Here is a 22,565-nt window from a genome sequence, read left to right on the forward strand (position 1 = left end):
ACGGCTACGGGAGGAACAGGGGGTGCGCCCGGATTCGCCGGGCCGGAAATCGGGCAAGGGTGACAGGTATGCAGAGTCACCTCGCCCTCCTGCTTCCGGTCGCCGTCGTCTGGTGGGCCGCCGGCTACCTCGCGGACGGGTTGCCACGAATGACTCACGCGCGCGGACTTCGCCGACACGCCGGCTGGCTGCTCGGGCTGACGCTGACCGGGCTCGGCCTGACGGTGGCCGTACCGATCGCCGGCCTGACCACCGCCGGACCCACGCTGGCGGACCGGGCCGCGGGTGGACTCGCACTCGCCGCCGTACCCGCGCTGGTGGTGGCGATCTGCACCGTACGCCGGGTACGCCGACTCCGGGCCGGTGCGGGCGCGCTGGCCGTCACCAGCCGGACACCCGCGCCGCACGGGCTGCGGGCCGCCGCCGCGCACCCGCTGATCGGGCTGCCGTTGCAGGTGACCGGGCTGGCCCTGCTGCCCGCCCTGATCGCGGCCAGCGGCGCCAGCCAACTCTTCGGGCCTGGTGCCACCGGACCGGCCGTGACCATCGGAGCGCTGGGCGTCATGGCCATCGGCGTACGCCACGCGCTGCGCCACAACCGGCTCGCCGAGCGGGCCATGCCGCAGCGGTCCGCGACCTCAGCGCGACCGGCCGGCGCCCTGCACGTATAGCAACTCCAGGATCGCCCGGGTCGCCTCGAACCAGCGGTCGAGCCAGCCGGGCGGCGGCACGCTGCCCTTCGGCGGCAACTCCATCAGCAGCCCACGCAGCAGCGGATGGTCCACAAGCGAGCCGTCGTCCACCGTCGACCAGCCAGCGGCCGGGAACGACGGCTCGGTGAGCGGGTTCGGATCCAGTGACGGCAGCGTCAGCGGCGACGTGACCTGCTCGGCCGGCGGCGCGACGTCCCGCCCGGCGTGCTCGGCGTCCGTCGACACCACCTCGGTCAACACAGTGTCCCGCCTGGCCCCGCGATACTTCCCGCCGAACCGCTCCGGCTTACCCGGCCCGTTGGTGAGGTTGTCCGACCCGATACTCGTCATCCGTCTCGCCTGCCTCGCTCGGTTACCCGCCCTGCTCGGGGGGATGTCGACCAGCGCGTACCGACAGGTACAACGAGACGGGTACGAAGTGGCGACGGCAGTCGACGGGTCCTGCGCTGCGACCCCGTCACCGCGCCACCCGGGGCGGACGACGTGGTCCCCGTCCGGCGAGGCCGGGCGGGGACCACGTCGCTGCTACGGGATCAGGCCCGTCCGAACGCGCCATCCCGAGTGCTGGCGACGAAGGCGTGCCAGTCACCCGGGGTGAAGACCAGGGCCGGGCCGGCCTTGTCCTTCGAGTCCCGTACTCCGACCGCCCCGGTCACGTACGCCACCTCAACGCAGTTGTCGCAGTTCGGCCCGCTCTTCGAGCTCTTGAACCAAAGCGCCTGCGTCAGGTCCACGGGGAATCCTTGCGTCGCCATTTCCACAGCGGCTCCTCTGCCAGTTTCGCGATGTATCCGACGGACTCCTCCGGACGCATGGCCGCTGCTCGAATGTGATCGAAGATGAAGCTGTACTTCTGTAGTTCGTCGCTCTTCTCCAGGAAGAGCCCACCCGTGGCGTTCTCTGCGTACACGACATCCGGATCACCGGGTTCGGGGAAGCTGAGGATCGTGAAGGTGCCGTCCATGCCCGCGTGGGCCCCGACGTCGAACGGCAGGACCTGCAACGTCACATTCGGCAACTGGGCTATCTCCACCAACCGTTTCAGCTGGTCACGCATGACCGTGTCCCCGCCTACCGGACGGCTCATCACCGCTTCATCGAGCACCACCCACAGATCGACCGGATCATCCTGGGTCAACAACGACTGACGGCCGAGTCGGACACGCACCCGTTGCCGCACCTGTTCCGGCGTGAAATCAGGGCGGGCGGCACGGATCATCGCGCTGGCGTAGTCCTCGGTCTCCAGCAGTCCGGGAACCACCTGCTGTTCGTACGCCCGGATGGAACCGGCCGCGGCCTCCAGGCCCACGTACGCACCGACCAACACCGTGCTGTACGGATGCCACCAGCCCTTCTGCCGGGCCTCCCGGGCGATCTGCACCAGCTCGTCGCTCTCGGCCCCGACCACCCCGTAGATCCGGAGCATGTCCCGCACGTCCCGGGGTGTCGCGGTGGTGTGGCCGGTCTCGATCCGCGAGATCTTCGACGCCGAGCACTCAAGTTGCTCGGCGACGGCCTCGATGGTGATACCGGCCGCCTCGCGTTGTCGGCGAAGCTCCGCGCCAAGACGGCGCCGCCGGATGGTCGGGCTGCGCCGCTCGCTCACGGTGTCACCTCTCCGCATCGCCGCGCCGCTGCTTACCACCCGCCTGGGGCGCGACCGTCGGGCGGCGGGCGTTCGCGGCATGGGGGTGGTGCCGGTCCTCGACCGGCCGCGACGGGCGAAACCGGCTCTCAGTGTGCCGTCCGGGTGGTGGCACGTTCAAGCGCCGTTTCACGCGAGCCGCTCACGTATCGGCAAAAGTCGACGTGCAACTTGCATCAAGCACGACGCTGATGCACTCTGTCCGTATGACACGGGCTACGCACCGTCTCGATACAGTCTCCCCCTGTGATCAACACGGCGTAGACGGAGGCAACGGGTAGGCGAGACACGACCTCGCCACCGGAGCCGTCCCACTTCCCCCCGATCAGCCTTGCCGGCCTTCCCCGCCGGCCGACCCTTCAGGAGCCCATGTGCTTCCCCGCTCCGGTGACGTGCTGCACGTGACAAGCGCGGCGAGTGTCCAGTTCCTCAAACCGATTCTCTTCCGGGTGATCCGGGTGCTGGACCGGCCCACCTATGACGGCTGGCTCTGGCTCGAAGGCTACGAGTTGAACGCGGCGGGGGACGCGGTCAACCGTCGGTCGATCTTCGTCCAACGGGCGGGACTGCAACTGGTGCAGGCCGCCCCGCAGCCACGACAGCACACCGTCCGCCCGGCCCGGCGGCCCCAGCCCACCCGGACCCCGGCCCGCGTCGGCTGAGCCTTCGGAACACCCGCCGAGGGGCACGCCGGCGCCATAGAATCGGTGTGCCCACCCCGGCACGTCTCCACCCCGCGCGTCCAGGACCCCGAACCTGGGATGGCCATGGTCAATCTGTCCGCGCGGCGGCCCCATCGGTCCCGTATCGCCTATGCCTTCGGAATCCTGGCACTGCTCGGTGCCGCCATCACCCTGGTGGTGCTGGTCCGAGATCCTGCCCTGTCGTCCACCCGGCTGGCCGAACCGCTCCCCGCCCCCGAGATCACGGTGGTGGAGACCGCCCCGACCGGGCCGGGAGGCTTTCCATCCTCCTGGGACGAGTTCGCCCCCGACAGCCCCGATGGTCCGGCCGCGATGCTCGGCGACGCCGAGCCGTCGGCCGACCCCTCGCACCGGGCGGCGACACCCGATCGAACGGCTGGTGGACACAGCTCCGACGAACTCAGCCGATCGCTGTTCTGGTCCGGCGTCTTCGGGCTGGCCATCTCGCTCGCCGGACTCGGGCTGGTCGGCACCAGACGGCGCATGTGGTGACCACGGGCGCTCACCCGGTGGTGGGGCTCGCCGTGGTCGTCGGATCGACGGTCGGCTCGGAGGCGGTCGGCTCCGCCGTCGTCGGTGACGGGCTCGGGCTGGCCGTGGCGACCACCAGCGTGACCACATCCCCCGCCTGGACCGGATCACCCGCCGCCGGGTCGGTGGCGATCACGGTGCCGGCTCGCTGGTCCGAGGGGCGGTACTGCACCCGGTGGTCGAGGTCGAGCTGGTCCAGCATCGCCCGGGCCGCCCCCTCGGACAGTCCGACAAGTGGCGGCATCGGCAGCGCGGTCGGCGCCGCGCTGGTCGTGGGCGCCGCCGAGGGCGAGCGGGTCGGTGCGGCCGAGGCGCTCGTCGGTGCGGCCGAGGTCGGCTGCGGGGATGGCGGCGTGCCGCCATCGGAGTCCACCGCCTGACGCGCCAGCCACAGCCCGACCCCGAGCAGACCGATCAACAGCAGCACGACGATGCCCCAGACGATCGGCAGCCACCACGCGCGGCCGGCCGGCTCATCGCCGTACCACTCGCCACCTGCCAGCTCACGGTCGGCACCGGGACGGAGCGACGGCACCTCCGCCCGCCCCGACCAGGGCGCCGGCTCGGACCGTTGGGCCGGCGGCACCGGCATGGTCGCGTCCGCGCCCCTGGATTCGGGCGTACCGCCCAGCGGGGCGGTTTCGTCGGGATCACCAGCGGCCGGAGGCAGCGGACGTGTCTGGTCGTCCGGCTGCTCCTCACCTCGTTCGCTGCGCTCGCTCATGCCGGCACCCCCACCTTTGTCAACCTAACGCTTCCACAGGCCATCGGCCGGCATCAGCGTGTCGGGTGCCCGTCACTGCGACGAAGAGCTGTCCTCGTCGTCCGCGGGCGTACCGCACGAGATGGAGACGACGTCGTTCCACTGCCGGAGGGTGCCGCCCGGCGGGTCCTGGGCGGTGACCGTCCCGGTCCGTCCGGTCGGGAAGCGCGGTGAGAAGCCGTCATCGACCAGCTCCGCTCCAGCGTCCCGACACCTCTCCCCGATCAGGTCCGGCACCTCGTTCGGGGGAGCGGCCCCGGCCACGATGACCTTGACGGTGATGCCGCGCCGAACCGGCGTACCGGCGGGCGGGTCGGTGCTTCGTACGCTGGAATTGTCGCCGCTACCGAAGACGAAGCTCCAGCCCAGCCCACGCTTGCGCAGCTCGTCCCGGGCCTCCTCGAAGTCCAGGCCGACCAGGTCGGGCACGGTCAACCCGGTAGGGCGCGGCGGCGTGGCGCTGGTCGGCGCGGAACTGGGTGTGGGTCGTTCGCGCGGTGTCGGCGTGGCCGCTGCGCTGGGACTGCGGCTGCCGTCGGCGACGACGGGCGGATTCTGCGGCGGCTTCTGGTCACCGGCGAGCACCCATCCACCGGCCGCTCCGATCACCGCCAGTAGCACCGCCGCAACGCCACCACCGACCAGCATCGTCGTCCGATCGGGACGGGTGTCAGCCCGCTCCGGCCGCCCATCCGTGATCCCGTCCGTCATTGCGCCCACCGCCTTATCACCGGCGACCGTACTCGCCGACGCCAAGCACCGTCCGTCACCTTCACCGCCCGGTACGGCGCACGACTCGCCGCACCGAGCACAGGACGTTACGCTGCCCGGCATGGCCAGACAGGGCTGGGGAGGATCGATCGCCACCGCGGCCGGCGTGGCAGCCGGCGCCGGTGCCGCCCAACTGGGCTTCGGTTACGGCCTGGGCATTCTGAACTGGGCGCCGGCCGAGCCGACCGCCGGCACCGCAGCCTGGGTGGCCAGCCTAATCTGGGCCACCTGGATCGCGGCCACCTCGACCATCTTCGGCGCGGTCTGCGCGCAGCGGCTCCGCGACCGCCGACCGGCCAAGGCCGAAGCCGCCCCGGCCGGCGACAGCGGTCCGTTGCCGCAGGCCAGCGGGCGCAGCGACGGCCCCTGGTGGATCGCCCTGGCCGTGGCCGCCGCCCTGGGCGCACTGATCACCGTGCTGCTGGTCGCGGTGCCCGCCCGGGTCGCGGTGGTACCGGACACCCCCTCCCCACGGGACATGGCCGCGGGATATGCCGCAGTCGGCGTACTGGTGGGGGCGTTGGTGGCGCTCTGGTCGCTACGCTGCCGGGCCGCCGCCACCAACGTCATCGCCACCGCCGGCTGGCTGTGGCTGCTCGCCGTGGTCGCCGTGGTCGACTCGGTCCTCGCCGGTCGAGGGCTGACCACCGCCCAGTTGGGCATCTGGCAGCTCAGTTCCGACAGTGACCAGTTCTGGATCCGCGACTACTTCTACTGGCCCGGGGCGATCCTCTCGCTCGGGTCGGCGCTGGTGATCGGTGCGCTGGCCGCCCGGCGGGGCGTCCGCGACGCCGAGCGTCGGGTCGGCGCCACCGCCTCGGGTGCGGCCGGTCCACTGCTGGTGGCGGTCGCCTACATCCTGGCCGTACCGAGGTTGACGGCGATCAGTCCGGAGCAGGTGTCGGCCCACCTCATCGCCCCGTACGCGGCGATCGTCGGAGTCGGCGGTTCCGTTCTGGTCGCGGCGCTCGCCCAACGGGCCGCCCGGACCGGGACGAGCCAGCCGACCGACGACGGCGCACCCACCCCGATCGTGCCGCGCCAGCGGGTCGGCGACGCCGACAGCGTGCGGACCCAGGCCACCACCGACCCGGCTGACCGCAGCACCACCGCCGACCTGGCCGACCACAGCAGCGAACCGGCGGCGGCCGGCGTCACCACCGGTACGGCCACCCGGCGACGTACCCCGTCCACGCGGAGCGCGCCGGTCGCCTCGCCGAAGACGCCGACCCAGAGTCCGACGACCCCGACCGACCAGCAACAGGACGTTACGGCGGTCACCGCGACCGGGACGCAGGACGATTCGGGTGTCGAGCCGGAAGCCGGCACCACGTCGGAGAACCCGGGTCGACGGGCCCGACCGCCGCGTCGGGCCCGTTGATCGGTCAGTCGATCGGCCAGGTGTGCACCGGCTCGTTGGTGCCCTGCAACTCGGCGTAGCGCTGCACCATGTGGTGCAGGGCGGCCCGTCGGTCGAGGCCCCCTTGCCGCTCGGCGGCCCACACCGTCGCCGTCTGCCACACGGCACCGTTACGGCCGGTACGGCAGCGCTGCTCGATGATGCCGAGCAGCCGGTCCCGCTCGGCCGGGGCGACGCCGAAGCCGTCGAGCCCTTCGGCCGCGATGGGCAGCAACACGTCGAGAACCAGCCCGGTCACCGGCACCTCGCCGAGCCGTGGCCAGTGCAGGACGGCGTCCATGCCGCGTCGGGCGGCGGCGTGGAAGTTCTCCTCGGCGGAGCTGAAGGTGAGCTGACTCCAGATGGGACGATCGGCCTCGGCCAGGCCACGGGCCAGCCCGAAGTAGAAGGCGGCGTTGGCCAGCATGTCGACCACGGTGGGCCCGGCCGGCAGCACCCGGTTCTCCACCCGCAGGTGCGGGCGGCCGTTCATGATGTCGTACACCGGCCGGTTCCAGCGGTAGACGGTGCCGTTGTGCAGCCGAAGCTCGGCCAACTCGGGCACCCCGCCGGCATGCAGGACCTCGACCGGGTCCTCGGTCTCGCAGATCGGCAGCAGCGGCGGGAAGTAGCGGACGTTCTCCTCGAAGAGGTCGAAGATCGAGGTGATCCAGCGTTCCCCGAACCACACCCGTGGTCGTACGCCCTGCGCCTTCAGCTCGTCCGGTCGGGTGTCGGTGGCCTGCTCGAAGAGGGCGATCCGGGTCTCCGCCCAGAGTTGCCGGCCGTACAGGAAGGGCGAGTTGGCGCCCACCGCGACCTGCGCCCCGGCGATCGCCTGCGAGGCGTTCCAGTAGTCGGCGAAGCTGTCCGGCGCGACCTGGAGGTGGAACTGGAGACTGGTGCAGGCGGCCTCGGGCGCGATCGAGTCGGTGTGCGTACGCAACCGCTCGACACCACGGATGTCGAGTTCGATGTCCTCGCCCCGGGCACCGACGATCTGGTCGTTGAGCACCCGGTAACGCTCGTTGGTGGACAGGTTGTCGGCCACCAGGTGCCGCTCGGTCAACGTGGGCAGGATGCCGACCAGGACGATCCGGGTGTCCGACCGCGCCGCCCGCTCGCCGGCCCGGCTGAGGCTGCCGAGCAGGCCCCGCTCGTAGTCGGTGAAACCCGCGCCGGAGATCAGGCGCGGGTTGGCGTTGAGCTCCAGATTGAACTGGCCCAACTCGGTCTGGAACAGCGGATCGGCGATGGCGGCGAGGATTTCCTCGTTACGCATCGCTGGTTCGGCGGACGGATCCACCAGGTTGAGTTCGATCTCCAACCCGGTCATCGGCCGGTCGGCGTCGAAGCCGAAATCGTCCAGCATCAGGGCGAAGACATCCAGGCAGCGGCGGACCTTCTGTCGGTAGCGAACCCGGTCCTCACGGGAGAAGGCGGCTCGGTCGACATCCCTGCCCATGTGTTCCTCCCGGCGCGCGACGCGACGGAACGGTGCCGTTCCGCAGCGCAGTGTGAACCATACTCGGTGACGCGCCGAACCAGGCCGTCCCGAAGATCGGTCCATTGCCGCAGTCCACCGCACAGCTGCGGCCCGTGCCGGGTGCCAACGGACCAGGTCGGACGCGCTGGATCGGATTCCTACCCAGTCGGGTCCGGCGACCAGCGGACGACCTGATGAACAATCTGTGACATTTCGCACCGGCCACCACAGCCGGCTGCCGGGGCTGAAGGTCGGCGACGCCGCGCACGGGGATGCCGGACAGCCGACAGGCCCGCGCGGTGCGGGCGCGGGCCTGTCGGGGCGTACCGGAGATCAGGACTGGCGGATGGCCTCGCCCTCGATCTCGATCTTGATCTTCTTGCCGACCAGGACGCCACCCGACTCCAGGGCGACGTTCCAGGTCAGGCCGAAGTCCTCACGGTCGATCTCGGTGCTCGCGGAGAAACCGAAGATGTCCTGGCCGAAGGGGCTACGACCGACGCCCTCGAACTCGACCTTCAGCTCGACCGGACGGGTCACGTCCTTGATGGTCAGCTCGCCGGTGAGGACGAACTCGTTGCCCTCGTGGGACTTCACACCGGTGCTGCGGTACTCCAGCGTGGCGAACTTCTCGGCGTCGAGGAACTCCGGGCTGCGCAGGTGCACGTCCCGGTCGGCCTGCGCGGTGTTGATGCTGGCGGCCTGGATGGTCGCGGTGACGGTGGACTCCAGCGGCTCCTCGGCGATCGTGATGGTCGCGCTGGCCTCGGCGAACTCACCGCGCACCTTGCTGACCATCATGTGCCGGGCCACGAAGCCGACCCGCTTGTGCGCCGCGTCCAGCAGGTAGGTGCCGGCCGCCGGGATGGTAAGGCCGTTCCACTCGCGGGTAACCGACTCGGTGCTGCTGGTCATGAGAGACTGCCCTTCGGGAGAGATTGTTTAGTAGCCCAACGACTGCCTCAGCAACTATATCCTCGGCAATATTCCTGCTGTCAAGTACTGCTAGGATGGCCTGGTGAACCCGAACGTGTTCGACGATCCCCGCATCACGGCTGTTGGCCTGCTCTTTGAGGTACACGCCGGGCTGTCCGCCCGGTTCGCCGCCCAGCTGGAAGAACACGGACTGTCATCGGTCGAGTTCGAGGTGTTGACCCGCCTCGCCCGCTCGCCCGGCAACCAGCTGAGGATGACCGACCTCGCCGCGCAGACCTCGCTGTCCACCAGCGGTGTCACCCGAGTGGTCGACCGGATGGAGCGCGACGGGCTGATCACCCGACGCGCCTGCCCGTCCGACCGGCGCAGTTCGTACGCCGTGGTGACGCCGGCCGGCCTGCGCCGGCTCGACGAGAGCCTGCCCGGCCATCTTCAACTCATCGAGGACTGGTTCACCGGCCAACTGGATCCAGCGGCGCTTACCGCACTGCTCGACGGCCTGCGCCGGGTGCGCGACGCAGTCCACCCCTGCGCCACGGCCGGCAGCGGCGGCTCGGCGGCCCACCCGGCGGACGCCGACTGCTGATCGGCGTCCGATTGTTCCGCCGTCGACACCCGGCGGGAACAACCCGTGTTCGGTCGACCAGCCGAACGTGACGCCAGCGGCAGAAAGAGCGGCAGAACCGGGCGCCCAACGGGCGATAGTCCATCAAAACCGACAGCTGGGTTCCCGCCGCCTCGCTAGTCTTCGGGAGCAGCGGGGGCGCAGTGGGGGGTGCCGGCGCGGGCGATGAGCGAGGGGTGCAAGAGGGGGCTTCCTCGCCCGCGCCACCACCCCTTCCCCCGCCTAATCCCGGGCCTGCTCCGCACGGCCCGTGCTGGCCAGCAACGCACCCAGCGTGTTCCGCGCCGCCAACTCGCCCCGGACGTCCCCGAGCCACCGGAACGCCTCCAACGCCGCGCGGGCCCTCGGCAACTCCGCTGCGGCGGCGCCGTGCTCACCGGCCAGGGCCGCCACGCCGAGCGACGCCCAGGCACGCAGCGCCGGATCGGCATCGGCGGTACGCGGATCGGCGAGCAACCGCAACAGCCACTGCCGCCCCGCAACGTCCCGCCCACGCAGCCGCCACCACGGCGGCAGGCTGGCCGCCAGGCGCAACGCGGTGAGTGGATCGTCAACCCCGGCGTACGCCAGCGCGGAGCTGATGTCGCCGGAAACCTCGTCGATCCGGTGTGCTGCCGCGGTGGCCTCGGCCCCCGCCAGCCCCGACGCGGTGCGCTCCACGAATCGGGTGATCACCCGGGCGTGCCGGCGGCGGATCACCGTCGACTCACCGGCACCGGAGGCCCGCTCGACGGCGTAGTCCCGAACCGCGTCGACCAGCCGGAAGCGAAACGGCCCGGCCCCGCGTACGCTCAGCAGCCCCAGATCGAGGAACCGGTTGAGCAACGGTACGGGGTCGGCGGTGATGGCCGTACCGCCGAGCATCTCCTCGGCCAGTTCGACCGACCACCGGTTGCCGAACGCGGCGAGCCGGCGCAGCGCCGCCCGCTCCTCGTCGTCCAGCAGCCGGTAGCTGGTCGCCACCGCGTCGCGCAGGGTCTCCGCCACCGCCGCGCGGGCGTCGTCACCGCGCGGCTGACCGGCCTCCCATCCGCTGCGGGCCGCCGCCGAGGTGTCCAGGTCCAGCACCCGGTCGCCGTACCGGTCGAGCAGTTCGGTCAGGTCGAGCAGTCGACCACGCGCCGCCATCAGTTCGATGGCCAGCGGCAGTCCGCCCAGCCGCCGCACCAGCGCGGCCAGCGCGGGCAGTTCGGCGTCGGTCGGTGGCTCCCGGCGAACCTGCGCCAGTCGGGCGGTGAACAACGCCACCGCCGGGTAGCCGGCGAGCGCCGTCGGATCGGCGTCACCCGGCGGCGGCACCTCCAGCGGCGACACCGGCCGGACCCATTCGCCCGGCAGTCCCACCGGATGCCGACCGGTGACCAGCAACCGTAGTGGGGGCACCGCGTCGACCAGCCGCTGAATCGTCCCGGCCACCGCATCCGGCGCCCGTTCGGCCGCGTCCACCAGCAGCAGCGCCCGCTGGTCGCCGAGCCGGGCGGCCAGCTCGGCCAGCCGGGCCGCGCCGAAGACGCTCAGCGAGGCGGCCAGCACATCGGCGGCGTCCGATCCGGCACCGATCAGCACTCCGGCCGCGCCACCGGGGTGGGCGGCGGCGACGGCGTGGCCGGCGGCCAGCGCGAGTGCGGTCTTGCCGACACCGGCCAGGCCCACCAGGCTGACCACCTGAGGCCCGCGCGGGTCGGTCAACAGGGCGACGAGTTCGGCCAGATCCCGCTCCCGCCCGATCAGCTCGGGTGGTGGCGGAATGGGTAGCGGCGCGCCGAGGTCGGCCCGGGCCGGGCCGCCCGCCACGCCCCGAGCGGCGGCGATGAACGCCGTACGGGCGGTGCCGGCCAGTTCGAGCGCACCGGCGAGCAACTCGACGGTGGTGCGCTGCGGGCGCGAGGACCGTCCCCGTTCCAGGTCACGAACCGTCCGCACGCCAACGCCGGCCCGGGCCGCCAACTCGGCCTGGGTGAGGCCGGCGGCCCGCCGGTGCCCTCGCAGCAGCTCCGCGAGGCCCGACTGACCGGGCGAACCCGATGAACGATCATGACCCAAAGTCATGGCCACGGACATTACGGGCCAGGCCCGACAACCGGCACGTGAGCGTCAGCCACCCGACCGGTCGATGCCGAAACCCGACAGGGCACGGCCGGGCCCGGCGGAGGGACACCGCCGGGCCGGCCAGGCTCACATGCCCAGGTCGCGGGCGATGATCATGCGCTGCACCTCGGAGGTGCCCTCGCCGATCTCCAGGATCTTGGAGTCCCGCCAGAAGCGGGCGACCGGGTACTCGTTCATGAAGCCGTAGCCGCCGTGGATCTGGGTCGCCTCCCGGGCGTTGTCCACCGCGATCGTGCTGGCGTGCAGCTTCGCGATCGCTGCCTGCCGCTTGAACGGCTCGCCGGCCAGCATCCGGGCCGCCGCGTCGTAGTACGCCAGCCGCGCGGTGTACGCCTTCAGCTCCATGTCAGCGATCTTGAACTGGATCGCCTGGTAGTTGCCGATCGGCTTACCGAAGGCGTGGCGCTCGGAGGCGTACTTGACCGACTCGTCGACGCAGCCCTGAGCGAGGCCGACGGCGAGCGCGGCGATGGCGATCCGGCCCTCGTCGAGGATGCGCAGGAACTGGGCGAAGCCCCGGCCGCGCTCGCCGAGCAGGTTCTCCGCCGGCACCCGGCAGTCGTCGAAGGTCAGCTCGTGGGTGTCCGAGGCGGTCCAACCGACCTTCGAGTAGCCGGGCGCGACGGTGAAACCGGGCGTACCGCTCGGCACGATGATCGTGGACAGCTCCTTCGAGCCGTCCGGCCGGATGCCGGTGACGGCGGTGACCGTGACCAGGACGGTGATGTCGGTGCCCGAGTTCGTGATGAACGCCTTCGAGCCGTTGATCACCCACTCGTTGGTCGCCTCGTCCAGCACGGCCCGGGTCTCGGTGCCGCCCGCGTCCGAGCCGAAGCCCGGCTCGGTGAGCCCGAACCCGGCCAACGCCTCGCCGCTGAGCAGCTTCGGCAGCCACTGGGCCTTCTGCTCGTCGGTGCCGAACCGGTAGATCGGCATCGCGCCGAGCGAGACCGCCGCTTCCAAGGTGATCGCCACGCTGGAGTCGACCCGGGCCAGTTCCTCCAGAGCCAGGCAGAGCGCGAAGTAGTCGCCGCCCATGCCGCCGTACTCCTCGCCGAAGGGCAGGCCGAACAGGCCCATCTTGCCCATCTGCCGGATGATCTCGTACGGGAAGGTGTGCTGCTCGTAGTGCTCGGCGATGACCGGCGCGACCACCTCGCGGGCGAAGTCCCGCACGCTGTCACGCAGCGCCTGGTGCTCCTCGGAGAGCCGGAAGTCCATCGGGTTCCTCCTGTATGGACGGGGATGGCCAGGCGCTCGTGACGCCGGGACGGTGGCGGGACACTCGGACGCAGGTGTCGTCCTCGGGTCGTCGGTTCAGACCGGAGTGACGCCGTGGCGGCGCCGGGAGAAGTGCCGCTCCTTGCTCCGGGCGGCGGTGAACCGGCGGACCAGTTCGGCCCGCAGTTCGTGCGGCTCGACGATCGTGTCGATGACGAGTTCGCTGGCCAGCCGCACGATGTCGATGTCCTGCTCGTACTCGGCGCGCTTGGCGGCGACGAAGGCGGCCCGCTCGGCCTCGTCCTCGATCGCGGCGATCTTGTTCGCGTACACCGCGTTGACGGCGGCCTCCGCACCCATCACCGCGATCTTCGCGGTGGGCAGGGCGATCGTCGCCTCGGGCTCGAAGCCCGGACCGGCCATGGCGTAGAGGCCCGCGCCGTACGCCTTGCGGACCACCACGCAGATCTTGGGTACGGTCGCCTCGGAGATCGCGGTGATCATCTTGGCGCCGTGCCGGATGATGCCCTGCTTCTCCACCGCACTGCCGACCATGAAGCCGGGCACGTCGCTCAGGAACAGCAGCGGCACGTTGAACGCGTCGCAGAGCTGCACGAACCGGCTCGCCTTGTCGGCCGAGTCGACGAAGAGCACGCCGCCCTTGAACATCGAGTTGTTGCCGACCACGCCGACGACCTCGCCGTTCAGCCGACCGAAGCCGATGGTCAGCTCCTTGGCCCAGAGCGCCTGGATCTCGAAGAAGGAACCCTCGTCAAGCAGGCCCTTGACGTACCGCCGCATGTCGAACGCCTGCCGCTCGCTCGCCGGCACCAGCGCGGCCAGGTCCGCCTTGGCGGGCGCCTCGACCGCCTCGGCGGTCGGCGGCTGCTGGGTCCAGTTCGCCGGCAGGTACGACAGGTAGCGCTTGACCACGTCGAGCGCCTCGGCCTCGGTCTTGCAGAGGAAGTGCCCCACGCCCGACTCGGCGCAGTGCACCTTCGCCCCGCCCATCGCTTCGAGGGTGGTCTTCTCGCCGGTGACCATCTCGACCATGCGGTCGGAGCCGAGGTACATGCTGGCGTTACCGTCCACCATGGCCACCACGTCGCAGAACGCCGGGATGTACGCACCACCCGCAGCACTCGGCCCGAACAGCGCGCAGACCTGCGGGATCGAGCCGGAGGCGCGTACCTGGTTCCAGAAGATCTTGCCGGCGCCGCGCCGGCCGGGGAAGAGTTCCACCTGGTCGGTGATCCGCGCCCCGGCCGAGTCGACCAGGTAGACCATCGGCACACCGGTGTCGTACGCCCGCTCGATGATCCGGATGATCTTCTCGACGGTACGCGCACCCCAACTGCCGGCCTTGACGGTGGAATCGTTGGCCATCAGGCAGACCTGGCGGCCGTCGATGGTGGCGGTGCCGGTCACCACCCCGTCGGCGGGCAGCCCGTCGGCGAGCGCGTTCGCGTAGAGCCCGTCCTCGACGAACGACCCCTCGTCGACCAGCAGGGCAACCCGCTCCCGGGCGAACAGCTTCCCCTTGGCCGCGTTAGCCGCGTGGTACTTCTCCGCACCGCCGCCCCGAACGCGCTTATTCAGCCGCTCCAGCGCCTCACCGTCAACCGTCACAGCGGCTCCCCAACCCGATCAGCCTGAACGATCGTTAGGCTACCGCACCCACCCCCACCCCGCACCACCCTCACCCCCGCCCCGCCCCAGCGCCGCCCCCGCCGCCGCCCCCGCCTCGGCGATCTTGCACTTTCGGTCGCCGCAAAACATCACGAAAGCCGCGAATAGCCGACCAGAACTGCATGATCGACGAAAGCTTGTGGGGCGGGCGGGCGGGGCGTGGGGGTGGGGCGGGGCGTGGGGGTGGGGGCGGGGCGTGGGGGGTAACGGGTAGGGAGGGCAGGGTGGGGTGGGGTTAGGGGGTGGGGGTTAGGCGGGTGCGGGGGCCGGCGCGGAGGACTCCGGAGGGAAGCGGGCGGGCGGTCAGTTGCTCAGCCAGTTCGGCGGCGGAGATCAGGGCGTCCAGGTCGATGCCGGTGTCGATGCCCATGTCGTGCAGCATGTGCACCGCCTCCTCGGTGGCGAGGTTGCCGCTGGCACCCGGGGCGTACGGGCAGCCGCCGAGACCACCGACGCTGGCGTCGAACTCGGTCACCCCGAACTCCAGCGCGGTCAACAGGTTCGCCAGGGCGGTACCCCGGGTGTTGTGGAAGTGCAGCAGCAACGGGATGTGCGCGTTGCGGTCGCGTACGGCGGTGAGCAGGTCACGGACCCGTCGGGGCGTACCCATGCCGGTGGTGTCGCCGAAGGCCACGCGGTCGGCGCCGTCGCGGACCACCCGGTCCACGATGGCCGCCACCCGGGCCGGGTCGATGTCCCCCTCGTAGGGGCAGCCGAAGCTCGTCGCGATGATCACCTCGGCCCGTGCCCCGGCGCCGTGCAGCAGGTCGATCAGCTCGGCGATGTCGTCCAGCGACTCGTCGGTGGCGCGGTTGACGTTGCGCCGGTTGTGCGTGTCGCTGGCGGAGACGACGACTTCGATCTCGGTGAACCCGGCGGACAGGGCGCGCTGTGCGCCCCGGGTGTTCGGCACCAGCGCCGAGTAGCGGACCCCGTCGACCTTCGTCGCGCGCTGCCACACCTCGTCCGCGTCGGCCATCTGCGGGATCGCCTTGGGGTGTACGAACGACACCGCCTCGATCCGCCGTACGCCGGTGCGCGACAGCGCGTCGAGCAACCGCACCTTGGCCTCGGTCGGGATCGGCTCCTCGTTCTGCAACCCGTCGCGCGGCCCGACCTCCCGGATCGACACGAACTCCGGCAGTTCCGCCATCTGAAATCACCTCACTGTGACACGGCGCTGTTCCTGCTCCCACCAGCATGTCACCCCACCAACCCGGCTGGTTGATCAAGAGGTTTGCGTCGGGTCGAGCCCGAATCCTGACGCAAACCTCTTGATCAACGCAGCGTCAACCGGGCGGGGGCGGCCGACCGGGTGGGGGGTTGGGGGTTAGCGCATGCGGGTGATTAGGGCGGTGTCGTAGTCGCCGGAGGTGAACTCGGGGTTTTCCAGCAGTTCGGCGAAGAAGGGGAGGTTGTTCTTGGGGCCGGCCAGGGCGAAGTCGGCCACGGCCGCGCGGGCCCGGGCGATCGCCTCGGATCGGGTGTCGGCGCTGACGATCAGCTTCGCCATCAGGCTGTCGTAGAACGGGGTCACGGTGTTGCCCTCGACGTACCCGGAGTCGACGCGGACCCCCTCGCCGGTGGGCTCCACCCAGGTCTTGATCACTCCCGGGCCGGGCAGGAAGCGCTTCGGGTCCTCGGCGTTGATCCGCAGCTCGATGGCGTGGCCGCGCGGGTCGAGCGCGTCCGGGTCGAACGTGGGGGCCAGGCCGGCGGCCACCCGCAACTGCTCCTCGACGAGGTCGAGGCCGTAGACCAGCTCGGTCACCGGGTGCTCCACCTGGAGCCGGGTGTTCATCTCCAGGAAGAAGAATTCCTCAGCGGCGGCATCATCATCCTTGCCGTCCCGCTGGCGCGGGACCAACAGGCACTCCACGGTGCCCGCGTTGCGGTAGTTGACCGCCTCACCGGCCCGTACCGCCGCCGCGAGCAGGCGGGCCCGCAGTTCCGGCGACACCGCCGGGGAGGGCGACTCCTCGACCAGCTTCTGGTTGCGGCGCTGCACCGAGCACTCGCGCTCCCCGAGGGCCACCACCCGGCCGTCGGCCAGGCCGAGGATCTGCACCTCCACGTGCCGCACCCGGGGGAAGTACCGCTCGATCAACACCGATCCGTCGCCGAACATCCGCTCGGCGAACGCGCGCACCTTGTCGTACTCGGTCCGCAGCGCGTCCTCGTCGACCGCCACGCCCATGCCCATGCCACCGCCGCCTGCGGCGGCCTTCACCATCACCGGGTAGCCGATCTCTGCCGCCGCGCCCAGCGCCGCCGCGAGGTCCGCCGCCGGTTCGGTGGTGCCGGGCGCCACCGGAACCCCGGCGGCGGCCATCAGGTTGCGTGCGTTGATCTTGTCGCCCATCGCGCTGATCGCGTCCGCCCCCGGCCCGACCCAGATCAGGCCGGCGGCCTCGACGGTACGGGCGAAGTCGGCGTTCTCCGACAGGAAGCCGTAGCCGGGGTGGATGGCCTGCGCGCCGGTCGACTTCGCGGCGGCGAGGATCGCCTCGGTGTTGCGGTAGCTCTGTGCCGGGTTGGCCGGGCCGACGCAGACCGCCTCGTCGGCCTCGCGCACGAACGGCAGATCGACATCGGCTTCCGAGTGCACCGCGATCGCGCGTACGCCGAGCCGCCGCGCGGTACGAATGATCCGGCGGGCGATCTCGCCCCGGTTGGCGACCAGCAGCGACTCGATCATGGTTCCTCCGAGCGTCCAGATGGTGGGAAACGCATGCTAGGAAAGCACGTCACCACGGAGCAAGGAAGGGCCCCCTCTTAACGCCTCCGGTATAGCAAGGGCCCCTTGTTAACGCCGTTGAGCAGCGAAGCATCGGCGCGGGTCGACGCCCGCGCCACTGGGTGCGGGCGGAGGGAGAGACCTCAGGCTGGTGCGGTGGGGGCGAGAAGCGCGGCGAGGGTGGCCGCCCGCAGCAGCTCGGCGCGGCGCCGACGGTCGACCTCGCCGCCGAGGAACGGGGTGGAGTTCATCAGGCCGAACGCGGCGTGGGCCAGCACCCGTGCCTCGCCGTCGGGCAGCCCGGCATGCAGCGCGGTCAGCACCGTCACCCACTCCTCCACGTAGAGCCGCTGGAGGCGCCGGATGCGCCGCCGGGGCTCCTCGGGCAGCCGGTCCAGCTCGTGCAGGTGCAACGCGATGACGGCGGGATTGGCCAACGCGAAGTCGACGTGGAAGTCGATCAACGACTCCAACGCGGCGCGGGGATCGCCCGGGTGGGCGGCGGCGCGCTGTCGACCGCCGTCGAGCAGCCCTTCGCTGACCGGCACCAGCGCGGCGACCAGCATCGCCTCCTTGCCGGCGAAGTGGTGGTAAAGCGCCGGACCGGTCACGCCGGCCGCCGCGCCGATGTCGTCCATCGACACACCGTGGTAGCCGCGAGAGGCGAACAGCCCCACCGCGATCTCCAGGATCTCGTCCTTGCGGGACCGGCGCCGCCCCGTCCCCGTGGCCCCGCTGTTCGCGCCGCGGGCCCGCTGCTCCACCGTCACCGGGCAAGCGTAGACCCCGGGTGGTGACGGGGTGCAGCCTCGGTTACCCGCCAGTCCGATTACCGGGAAACCCGGCCGAGCAGCGACGGCGGCAGACAAGCCCGCCGGTGGTCCCGGCAGATCACCGACCCTGGCCTGCCCACCTCGGGTGGTCACTGCCGAACGGTGACCCGCTGGTTCAGGCCGGACAGGCGCAGGGCGACCCGGTGGCGTACCGGTGGCAGCGCCGAGACCAGGCGCAGCAGCAGGTTCCGGACCGGCCGGCCGGCAGGCGGTACGACGGCGAGCCGGGTCAGCCGATCGGCGAACCCGGCCACCTCGTGCGCGAGCGGGCGGCGCCGGTCCGCGTACTCGTCGAGCAGGCGGTCGGGGCCGCCGGCCAGCACGTCGGCCAGGGTCTCGCCGAGGTCGACCGCGTCGCAGATGCCGAGGTTCATGCCCTGCCCGCCGGCCGGGCTGTGCACGTGACCGGCATCACCGGCCAGCAGGATCGGCCCGGCCCGGAACGTCTCGGCGACCCGGCGGTGCAGCCGGAAGCGGGACGACCAGAACACCTCGCGTACCCGGTCCGGCCGCTGGGCGGGACCTCGTTCGTCGAGCAACCGTTGCAGGTATGCCGCGTCGGGCTCGGCCGGCGGGTCGGTCGCCGTGGCGACCAGCCGGACCCGCTCGTCGGGTAGTGGTGCCCAGACCAGCGGCCCACCACGGGCGAGGAAGACGGACGCACCGTCGCGGGGCAGCGTGCTGTCGACGAGCACGTCGGCCAGGACGAACGACTCTTCGGTGTCGGCCGGCCCGGTGAAGGGAATCCCGGCCAGGGTCCGTACGGTGCTGTGGATTCCGTCGGCCGCGATCACCCATCGGGCCCGCACGGTCGCGCCGTCGAACCGCGCCACCGCGCCGGCAGCGTCGTGGTGCAGGCCGGTCAGCCGGTACGGTCGCAGCACCCGCCCGCCCGCCTCGGCCAGCCGTTCGGTGAGCACCTGCTCGGTGACCGACTGGGAGACCATCAGCGCGTACCGGTGGCGGGTCGGCAGTCGGTGGAACGGCACCGTGACCAGCACCCGGTCCCGGTCGCGGACGCTGAACCGGGGCGCCCGCAGCCCGCGCGCCACCAGCGGCGCGCCCGCGCCGATGCGGTCCAGCAACTCCAGGGTGTACGCGTGCACGACCGCCGCCCGCGAGGTCACCTGCGGCTGTTCCCGCTCGTCCACCAGGGTCACCTCGACCCCTCGGCGGGCCAGGGTGAGCGCTGCGGTCAGCCCGGTTGGGCCGGCACCGACGATCAGGACGTCCGTTCGTTCGGGCAGCATGACGACCTCCCTGAGAGCCATGCCAACAATCGTTGGCCAACACTTGTTGGCAACGCTAGGCGCCCCCGAGCTGGGAAGTCAACAGCCGTTGGCATACGGTCGGTCACATGACTGATGGCGTACACCCTCAGCGGGGCGGACCGGACGCGGAGCCGGCAGCCGGGGCGGGGCGGACACGCCGCTCGGACGCGACCCGGGCGGCCATCCTGCGCGCGGCCCAGGCCCGCTTCGCCGCCGACGGCTACGACCGGGCGACGATCCGCGCCATCGCCGCCGACGCCCGGATCGATCCGTCCATGGTGATGCGCTACTACGGCAGCAAGGAGGGGCTGTTCGCGGCGGCGGCCGAGTTCGATCTGCGGCTGCCGGACTTCGCCGGGGTGCCGCCCGAGCGCCTCGGCGAAGCGCTGGTCGGCCACTTCCTGACCCGGTGGGAGGGGGACGCGACGCTGCCCGCCCTGCTGCGCACGGCGTGCACCAACCCGGGCGCGGCGGAGCGGGTACGCGCCATCTTCGCCGGCCAACTCGGCGTGGCGGTGGCCCGGGTGGTGGCCGACCCCACCCAGGCCCCCCGCCGGGCCGGCCTGATCGCCAGTCAACTGCTCGGGGTGGCGCTCACCCGCTACGTCCTGCGCCTACCACCGATGGTCGACATTCCCCCTGCCGACCTGCTCACCTGGCTCGCCCCCACCATCCAGCGGTATCTCACCGCCGACCCGACCCAGGCCCGGGTCGATCCCTGACCCACCCGCCAACGGATCAGGTCGGGTTCGGGCCCTTGACGACCGGCGCGCGGACCAGGTTGCCCCACTCGGTCCAGGAGCCGTCGTAGTTGCGCACCTGCGGGTAGCCGAGCAGGTGACGCAGCACGAACCAGGTGTGGCTGGAGCGCTCGCCGATGCGGCAGTACGCGATGACGTCGTCGTCCGGGCTGAGCCCGAGTTGGTCGGCGTAGATGGCACGCAATTCACCGGCTGGTTTGAACGTGCCGTCGTCGTTGGCGGCGGACTTCCACGGCTTGTTCACCGCACCCGGGATGTGTCCGCCACGCAGCGCACCCTCCTGCGGATAGTCCGGCATGTGCAGCATCTCGCCGGTGTACTCGCCCGGAGAACGCACGTCGACCAACGGCCGACCCGCCGCGACGTGCGCGGCGACCTCCTCGCGGAACGCCCGCACCGGCGCGTCGTCGCGGCGCGGGACCGGGTACTGCGCTCGCGGCCGGCTCGGCTTGTCGCGGGTCGTCGCCCGCCCCTCGGCGATCCACTTCTGCCGCCCGCCGTCGAGCAGCCGCACGTCCGGGTGGCCGAAAAGCGTGAAAACCCAGAGGGCGTACGCGGCCCACCAATTGAAATTGTCGCCGTAGAAGACGACGGTGTCGTCGCGGCCGATGCCCTTGGCGGCGCAGAGTTCGGCGAACCGCTCGGCGTCCAGATAGTCGCGGGTCACCTGGTCGTTCAACTCCAGATGCCAGTCGACCTTGACCGCGCCGGGAATGTGGCCGGTGTCGTAGAGCAGCACGTCCTCGTCGGACTCGACGACGACGAGCCCTTCGTCGCCCAGGTGCTGCGCCAGCCACTCGGTGGTGACCAGGCGCTGCGGGTCGGCGTACGACTGGAGTCGGGGATCGGGATCATTCGGCACAGGCATGATTCCCAAGGTACCCAGTTACGGGTCCGCGGGTGGCGCGTCCCGAGTGAAGGGGTTAGCACCGGCAGCTGATTGCGAATAGTGTCATCTACCACACTGACCATTCACCTGAGGGGTTCTGCTGTGGCTGTTGGTCGTCGCTGGCTGTCACGAACGGTGGCCGCCACGTTGCTTGCCCTTGCCGGGACTGCTGTCCCCGCTGGTCCCGCCGCTGCGGTGGACCCGGAACCAAAGTTCACCTTCGATCTGAACAGTACGACGGCTCCACTGGGGATCGAAAAGAAGAGGATCTTTCTGAGATTCACCAACCTGACGACCGACGAGACACCGACCGCCTGGCAGTTCAACGTCCGCCCGACCGATCCGGACTCATGGCAAAAGGCCTCAGTCGAGTGGCCGGGGGCGGGCACCGACATCGGCGAGTGCGACGGTGAGCCCGACCATTTCTACTGCTACCTCGCTGACCAGCAGTATCCGGAGTTGATGCCGGCACCCGGCGGGACGGTGGAGATTCCTCTCAACATACGTGTCCGCGAGAAGAACGAGCCGTACGAAGGCACGTTCGTGGTCACCGCGCACGCGTACTGGGACGACGAGAGGTCGCCCGACATCGAGAAGACGTTCACGCTCAAGATCGTCGACGATTCCGAGGCTGACCTGTCGGTAATCGCCCCGGACGTGAAGCAGTCGGTGCGCGTCGATGCGGGCGGCCGGCTCGAAGCGACCGGCCCGTTGAACCCCGGAGAGACGGGCGCGGTGCGGTACCAAATCGTCAACCAGGGCCGGAAGCCGGTCAGCGGAGTCAAGGTCACCCTGGGCCTGCCCAAGGGCGTCACCTTCACCCAGCCGCCCGAGGAATGCGCGACCGACGACGACGGACGGTCTGCGGTCTGCACCTACGACACGCTCGCGCTCGTACCGGTCGGTGCGGACACCGACCCGAAGGACGACATCCACTCCGCCGTCGAGTTGGTCAATCTGGTGACGGTGTCGACCGCCACCAAGGCACCCGTCACGCTGCAAGGCGGAACCGTGCAGGTCGAGGGCTTGATCGAGGAGATCGACGCCAAGTCCGACCTGGTGCGTACCAAGCTTCCGGTGAACGCGGTCGCCGTACCGGCGGCGGATGTGGATGCCAGCGACAACCAGGACGGATTCTCCGTCGTGGTCGCCGCACGCCGGAGCGGCGGAGACGACGGCGGCAGCGGTGGCGGGGGTAACTTGCCGATCACCGGATCGCAGACCGGGCTGATCACCGGAATCGGTCTGGTCATGCTGGCCGGTGGCGGCATCATGCTGCTCCTCGCCCGACGCCGAAACCGCCTACCCCACGCGTAGCGCTGGGCCGCCCGCCGCGCGCTGCTGCGCGCGGCGGGCCTCGTGTTTTGACCGTTCTGTGGGCAGGGTGGTCTGGCGGTGTGGTGTGGGTGTGTTCGTGGTGGTGTGGGGGTGGGGTGTTATTTGCCCTTGTGGATGGCGTTCTTGCGGATGACGGGGTAGCGG

The 22,565-nt window shown here is 70.9% G+C and carries 21 protein-coding genes and 1 pseudogene; 7 read left to right on the plus strand and 15 right to left on the minus strand.

What is annotated here, in order from left to right; genetic code table 11:
- Nucleotides 1-68 precede the first annotated feature (68 nt).
- A complete protein-coding gene (locus E0H26_RS22595; RefSeq protein ID WP_131306952.1) occupies nt 69-671 on the plus strand; it encodes a hypothetical protein in 603 nt (200 codons plus the stop codon).
- Here E0H26_RS22595 and E0H26_RS22600 read toward each other — a convergent pair.
- The 3 genes from E0H26_RS22600 to E0H26_RS22610 all read right to left on the minus strand — a co-directional run bounded on the left by E0H26_RS22600 (nt 639) and on the right by E0H26_RS22610 (nt 2,319).
- Nucleotides 639-1,043: a hypothetical protein gene (locus tag E0H26_RS22600; RefSeq protein ID WP_131306954.1), complete on the minus strand. Its 405-nt coding sequence runs from the start codon at nt 1,041-1,043 to the stop codon at nt 639-641. The two genes, E0H26_RS22595 and E0H26_RS22600, sit on opposite strands and share 33 nt — an antisense overlap.
- A 203-nt stretch (nt 1,044-1,246) precedes the next feature.
- Nucleotides 1,247-1,468: a DUF397 domain-containing protein gene (locus tag E0H26_RS22605; protein WP_131306956.1), complete on the minus strand. Its 222-nt coding sequence runs from the start codon at nt 1,466-1,468 to the stop codon at nt 1,247-1,249.
- On the minus strand, nt 1,438-2,319 hold the full coding sequence (locus tag E0H26_RS22610) for a helix-turn-helix domain-containing protein (protein WP_131306959.1): 882 nt from the start codon (nt 2,317-2,319) through the stop codon (nt 1,438-1,440). Before E0H26_RS22610 ends, E0H26_RS22605 begins: the two co-directional genes overlap by 31 nt.
- A gap of 410 nt (nt 2,320-2,729) precedes the next feature.
- Between E0H26_RS22610 and E0H26_RS22615 the strand changes: the two genes are divergently transcribed.
- Both E0H26_RS22615 and E0H26_RS22620 read left to right on the plus strand, forming a co-directional pair.
- Nucleotides 2,730-3,020, plus strand: coding sequence for a hypothetical protein (locus E0H26_RS22615; RefSeq protein ID WP_131306961.1), 291 nt, complete (start codon nt 2,730-2,732; stop codon nt 3,018-3,020).
- Nucleotides 3,021-3,119: 99 nt separating this feature from the next.
- Nucleotides 3,120-3,554 carry a hypothetical protein gene (locus E0H26_RS22620; RefSeq protein WP_206025308.1) on the plus strand — a complete coding sequence of 145 codons (435 nt, stop codon included), beginning with the start codon at nt 3,120-3,122 and terminating at the stop codon, nt 3,552-3,554.
- Between the two features lie 10 nt (nt 3,555-3,564).
- On the opposite strand, the gene E0H26_RS22625 is transcribed toward E0H26_RS22620, so the two are convergent.
- Nucleotides 3,565-4,317, minus strand: a complete 753-nt coding sequence (locus E0H26_RS22625) for a PASTA domain-containing protein (RefSeq protein ID WP_131306965.1) — start codon at nt 4,315-4,317, stop codon at nt 3,565-3,567.
- 72 nt (nt 4,318-4,389) lie between these two features.
- Nucleotides 4,390-5,067, minus strand: coding sequence for a PASTA domain-containing protein (locus E0H26_RS22630; protein WP_165521956.1), 678 nt, complete (start codon nt 5,065-5,067; stop codon nt 4,390-4,392).
- Nucleotides 5,068-5,188: 121 nt separating this feature from the next.
- Here E0H26_RS22630 and E0H26_RS22635 point away from each other — a divergent pair, with 121 nt between their 5' ends.
- The gene (locus E0H26_RS22635; protein WP_131306969.1) at nt 5,189-6,508 is read left to right on the plus strand and encodes a hypothetical protein; all 1,320 of its coding nucleotides are present in this window, start codon (nt 5,189-5,191) and stop codon (nt 6,506-6,508) included.
- Nucleotides 6,509-6,512: 4 nt separating this feature from the next.
- Here E0H26_RS22635 and E0H26_RS22640 read toward each other — a convergent pair whose 3' ends face one another.
- Both E0H26_RS22640 and E0H26_RS22645 read right to left on the minus strand, forming a co-directional pair.
- Nucleotides 6,513-7,991, minus strand: a complete 1,479-nt coding sequence (locus E0H26_RS22640) for a glutamate-cysteine ligase family protein (protein ID WP_131306971.1) — start codon at nt 7,989-7,991, stop codon at nt 6,513-6,515.
- 354 nt (nt 7,992-8,345) lie between these two features.
- Nucleotides 8,346-8,927, minus strand: coding sequence for a YceI family protein (locus E0H26_RS22645; protein WP_131306973.1), 582 nt, complete (start codon nt 8,925-8,927; stop codon nt 8,346-8,348).
- A gap of 103 nt (nt 8,928-9,030) precedes the next feature.
- Between E0H26_RS22645 and E0H26_RS22650 the strand changes: the two genes are divergently transcribed.
- Nucleotides 9,031-9,534: a MarR family winged helix-turn-helix transcriptional regulator gene (locus tag E0H26_RS22650; RefSeq protein WP_131306976.1), complete on the plus strand. Its 504-nt coding sequence runs from the start codon at nt 9,031-9,033 to the stop codon at nt 9,532-9,534.
- A gap of 267 nt (nt 9,535-9,801) precedes the next feature.
- On the opposite strand, the pseudogene E0H26_RS22655 reads toward E0H26_RS22650, so the two are convergent.
- The 7 genes and pseudogenes from E0H26_RS22655 to E0H26_RS22685 form a co-directional block, all read right to left on the minus strand.
- Nucleotides 9,802-11,622 (minus strand): annotated as a pseudogene (locus E0H26_RS22655) (ATP-binding protein); the annotation flags it as partial.
- Between the two features lie 126 nt (nt 11,623-11,748).
- Nucleotides 11,749-12,903: an acyl-CoA dehydrogenase family protein gene (locus E0H26_RS22660; RefSeq protein WP_131306980.1), complete on the minus strand. Its 1,155-nt coding sequence runs from the start codon at nt 12,901-12,903 to the stop codon at nt 11,749-11,751.
- A 96-nt stretch (nt 12,904-12,999) separates the two neighbouring features.
- Entirely contained in the window at nt 13,000-14,532 is a 1,533-nt protein-coding gene (locus E0H26_RS22665; RefSeq protein WP_131306982.1) for an acyl-CoA carboxylase subunit beta, read from the minus strand.
- A 295-nt stretch (nt 14,533-14,827) separates the two neighbouring features.
- The gene (locus E0H26_RS22670; RefSeq protein ID WP_131306984.1) at nt 14,828-15,745 is read right to left on the minus strand and encodes a hydroxymethylglutaryl-CoA lyase; all 918 of its coding nucleotides are present in this window, start codon (nt 15,743-15,745) and stop codon (nt 14,828-14,830) included.
- A 177-nt stretch (nt 15,746-15,922) separates the two neighbouring features.
- Nucleotides 15,923-17,290, minus strand: coding sequence for an acetyl-CoA carboxylase biotin carboxylase subunit (locus E0H26_RS22675; protein WP_131306986.1), 1,368 nt, complete (start codon nt 17,288-17,290; stop codon nt 15,923-15,925).
- A 182-nt stretch (nt 17,291-17,472) separates the two neighbouring features.
- Nucleotides 17,473-18,099 carry a TetR/AcrR family transcriptional regulator gene (locus tag E0H26_RS22680; RefSeq protein ID WP_131306988.1) on the minus strand — a complete coding sequence of 209 codons (627 nt, stop codon included), beginning with the start codon at nt 18,097-18,099 and terminating at the stop codon, nt 17,473-17,475.
- A 152-nt stretch (nt 18,100-18,251) separates the two neighbouring features.
- Nucleotides 18,252-19,433 (minus strand): FAD-dependent oxidoreductase, encoded by a 1,182-nt coding sequence (locus E0H26_RS22685; RefSeq protein ID WP_240742316.1) that lies wholly within the window; start codon nt 19,431-19,433, stop codon nt 18,252-18,254.
- 86 nt (nt 19,434-19,519) lie between these two features.
- Between E0H26_RS22685 and E0H26_RS22690 the strand changes: the two genes are divergently transcribed.
- On the plus strand, nt 19,520-20,155 hold the full coding sequence (locus tag E0H26_RS22690) for a TetR/AcrR family transcriptional regulator (protein ID WP_131306990.1): 636 nt from the start codon (nt 19,520-19,522) through the stop codon (nt 20,153-20,155).
- A 16-nt stretch (nt 20,156-20,171) separates the two neighbouring features.
- Here E0H26_RS22690 and E0H26_RS22695 read toward each other — a convergent pair whose 3' ends face one another.
- Nucleotides 20,172-21,062 (minus strand): sulfurtransferase, encoded by an 891-nt coding sequence (locus E0H26_RS22695; protein WP_131306991.1) that lies wholly within the window; start codon nt 21,060-21,062, stop codon nt 20,172-20,174.
- A 216-nt stretch (nt 21,063-21,278) separates the two neighbouring features.
- Between E0H26_RS22695 and E0H26_RS22700 the strand changes: the two genes are divergently transcribed.
- Nucleotides 21,279-22,400 (plus strand): LPXTG cell wall anchor domain-containing protein, encoded by a 1,122-nt coding sequence (locus E0H26_RS22700; protein WP_131306993.1) that lies wholly within the window; start codon nt 21,279-21,281, stop codon nt 22,398-22,400.
- Nucleotides 22,401-22,565: the final 165 nt, after the last annotated feature.

Source organism: Micromonospora zingiberis (assembly GCF_004331455.1).
GTDB classification, from domain to species: Bacteria; Actinomycetota; Actinomycetes; order Mycobacteriales; family Micromonosporaceae; genus Micromonospora; species Micromonospora zingiberis.

Coding starts and splice junctions, on each gene's coding strand:
- E0H26_RS22595 (WP_131306952.1), top strand. CDS start 69: ATGCAGAGTCACCTCGCCCTCCTGCTTCCGGTCGCCGTCGTCTGGTGG.
- E0H26_RS22600 (WP_131306954.1), bottom strand. CDS start 1,043: ATGACGAGTATCGGGTCGGACAACCTCACCAACGGGCCGGGTAAGCCG.
- E0H26_RS22605 (WP_131306956.1), bottom strand. CDS start 1,468: ATGGCGACGCAAGGATTCCCCGTGGACCTGACGCAGGCGCTTTGGTTC.
- E0H26_RS22620 (WP_206025308.1), top strand. CDS start 3,120: ATGGCCATGGTCAATCTGTCCGCGCGGCGGCCCCATCGGTCCCGTATC.
- E0H26_RS22625 (WP_131306965.1), bottom strand. CDS start 4,317: ATGAGCGAGCGCAGCGAACGAGGTGAGGAGCAGCCGGACGACCAGACA.
- E0H26_RS22630 (WP_165521956.1), bottom strand. CDS start 5,067: ATGACGGACGGGATCACGGATGGGCGGCCGGAGCGGGCTGACACCCGT.
- E0H26_RS22635 (WP_131306969.1), top strand. CDS start 5,189: ATGGCCAGACAGGGCTGGGGAGGATCGATCGCCACCGCGGCCGGCGTG.
- E0H26_RS22640 (WP_131306971.1), bottom strand. CDS start 7,991: ATGGGCAGGGATGTCGACCGAGCCGCCTTCTCCCGTGAGGACCGGGTT.
- E0H26_RS22645 (WP_131306973.1), bottom strand. CDS start 8,927: ATGACCAGCAGCACCGAGTCGGTTACCCGCGAGTGGAACGGCCTTACC.
- E0H26_RS22660 (WP_131306980.1), bottom strand. CDS start 12,903: ATGGACTTCCGGCTCTCCGAGGAGCACCAGGCGCTGCGTGACAGCGTG.
- E0H26_RS22670 (WP_131306984.1), bottom strand. CDS start 15,745: ATGGCGGAACTGCCGGAGTTCGTGTCGATCCGGGAGGTCGGGCCGCGC.
- E0H26_RS22675 (WP_131306986.1), bottom strand. CDS start 17,290: ATGATCGAGTCGCTGCTGGTCGCCAACCGGGGCGAGATCGCCCGCCGG.
- E0H26_RS22685 (WP_240742316.1), bottom strand. CDS start 19,433: ATGGCTCTCAGGGAGGTCGTCATGCTGCCCGAACGAACGGACGTCCTG.
- E0H26_RS22690 (WP_131306990.1), top strand. CDS start 19,520: ATGACTGATGGCGTACACCCTCAGCGGGGCGGACCGGACGCGGAGCCG.
- E0H26_RS22695 (WP_131306991.1), bottom strand. CDS start 21,062: ATGCCTGTGCCGAATGATCCCGATCCCCGACTCCAGTCGTACGCCGAC.